The organism is Rhizobium sp. SEMIA 4085 (assembly GCF_013004495.1).
GTDB lineage: Bacteria > Pseudomonadota > Alphaproteobacteria > Rhizobiales > Rhizobiaceae > Rhizobium > Rhizobium gallicum.
Window position 1 is genome coordinate 1 of the sequence record NZ_JABEPH010000629.1, and the last position, 1,779, is coordinate 1,779.

Consider the following 1,779-nt stretch of genomic DNA (forward strand, 5'->3'; position numbering starts at 1 on the left):
CCAGCGACCCCGCGCGTGGGTCGCCTCCCCTGTGCCGCAGTACGCGGCGGGGGTGGACAGGCTGGGTTTGCACTTTGTGCTCGCGTGGTCGGAAAGTACGACATGGTCCCCTGGCTTGAGGTGGGTGACCGACGTCCCAGTACGCACGACGATGCCCGCTCCCTCGTGGCCGAGGATAGCCGGTAGTGGCGTCGGCATCAGCTGTTGCCGGACATGGGCATCGGTCGCACAGATCCCCGTCGCGACCATGCGGACGAGCACCTCGTCTGGCCGGGGCGCTTCAACTGTCACATCCTGCATCACGAAGGGTGCATCCTTTTTCTCGACCACCGCTGCGCGAGCACGGGTGGTCGTGCTCTGCCCATGCGGATCGCGGGGAATATTCGCTGCTTCAGAGTTTCGCGAACTTGTCATCGGCGGCCTCCAGGGAGTTCGATTGCAAGGGAGGCGGATGTTGTTTCCGCAGCCCTTTCCTCGAAAATACCGATCCTGTAGTGTTGCAGTAGCCGCCAAGGTAGAAACGTGGAGTTGCTGATGCCGGAACCCGGGCCCGTTGATTTGTTGGACGTGATTGCATTCATCCGAGTGGTGGAGACCGGAAGCATTGCCAATGCTGCAGCGCGCCTCGGCATCGTCAAATCTATCGTGAGCCGACGCGTCAGTCGGCTCGAGGCCGTTCTTGGTGCTCAGTTGCTGACCCGCACGCCGAGGGGCACGAGGTTAACCGATATTGGTCGCGAATATCATGCGCATGCGGCCGCAGGCCTATTGCAACTGGAATCGGCGCAGGAGGTCGTCAGCAAGTCGACCAGCGAGATTTCCGGCCAACTGCGAATTCAGGTTCCGGCAGCCTTTGGCGAGTTTCTGCTAGCTCCGCTGCTGGCGGAATTCGCGCTACTTTATCCGCTTATCCAGTTCGATGTTCGCTTTACCGATCGTCAAGTGGATATGGTCGCCGAGGCGTACGATCTTGCGATCTGGCCCGGCGCTGTTCCGGATTCGATTCTCATCACCCGCAAGTTTGCGAAGGTTCGCTGGGCAGTGGTAGCCAGCCCGGCCTACCTCGATGCGCGCGGACGCCCTGCGGTCCCCGCTGACCTGGCGGCGCACGAAACCATCCTCTACGCGCTGGATTCCGGCCGTTGGCGCTTTCAGGGCCGCGAAGGCTCGGAGCACGTGCGCACCAGCTCCCGGTTCTGCACCGATAACGGGCAGATGCTCCTGGCCGCCGCGCGTGCAGGTCTGGGGATTGTACTTCTTCCACTGTTCATGGTTGAAGGCCTTCTGGAGCGAGGTGAACTCGAAGCGGTCCTGCCCGATTTCCCGCACGAAGGGGGTGATCTCCAGATATTCATGCCGCCCGCGCGGGCCGGTATCGCGCGTGTGCGAGCATTGGTGGATTTCCTCTACGAGAAGTTCGACCGGGAAATCTGAGTCGTTCGCGGGTCAGGCAATCTCCAGGCCGCCAGAACCAGCAGGGCACCACCAATCGCCATCGCGGCCAGTGCGGTAGTAACACCTCGGCCAGGGCGTGGCGGCTGCCAGCCACCATCACTCGATGCACCATGAGGGCCGCCCGCGGCCGCGGGCTGATCGACTGTGTTGGCGCTGCGCTGAATCCGCAGTTCCGCCATCTTCCGCCGGATGCGTAAAGCGAGGATAACCGCCAGATATGCCGTCGTGAGCGCCGCCAGTGCGGCTGCGAGGCGGTGCGCATCGGATTGTGCCGTGAGCGGAGCATCGCCAGCTGCCAAGCGCCCGTCCATGTAGCTTCCCAGG

2 protein-coding genes and 1 pseudogene are annotated in these 1,779 nt (G+C 62.8%); 1 reads left to right on the plus strand and 2 read right to left on the minus strand.

Annotation, left to right across the window (positions count from 1 at the left end):
• On the minus strand, nt 1-414 hold a 414-nt coding region (locus C9413_RS31800), incomplete at its 3' end, for an alcohol dehydrogenase catalytic domain-containing protein (RefSeq protein WP_170251503.1).
• 120 nt (nt 415-534) lie between these two features.
• Between C9413_RS31800 and C9413_RS31805 the strand changes: the two genes are divergently transcribed.
• A complete protein-coding gene (locus tag C9413_RS31805) occupies nt 535-1,434 on the plus strand; it encodes a LysR family transcriptional regulator (RefSeq protein WP_040115105.1) in 900 nt (299 codons plus the stop codon).
• Here C9413_RS31805 and C9413_RS31810 read toward each other — a convergent pair.
• Nucleotides 1,407-1,779: pseudogene (locus C9413_RS31810) on the minus strand (hypothetical protein); the annotation flags it as partial. The gene C9413_RS31805 and the pseudogene C9413_RS31810 overlap by 28 nt on opposite strands.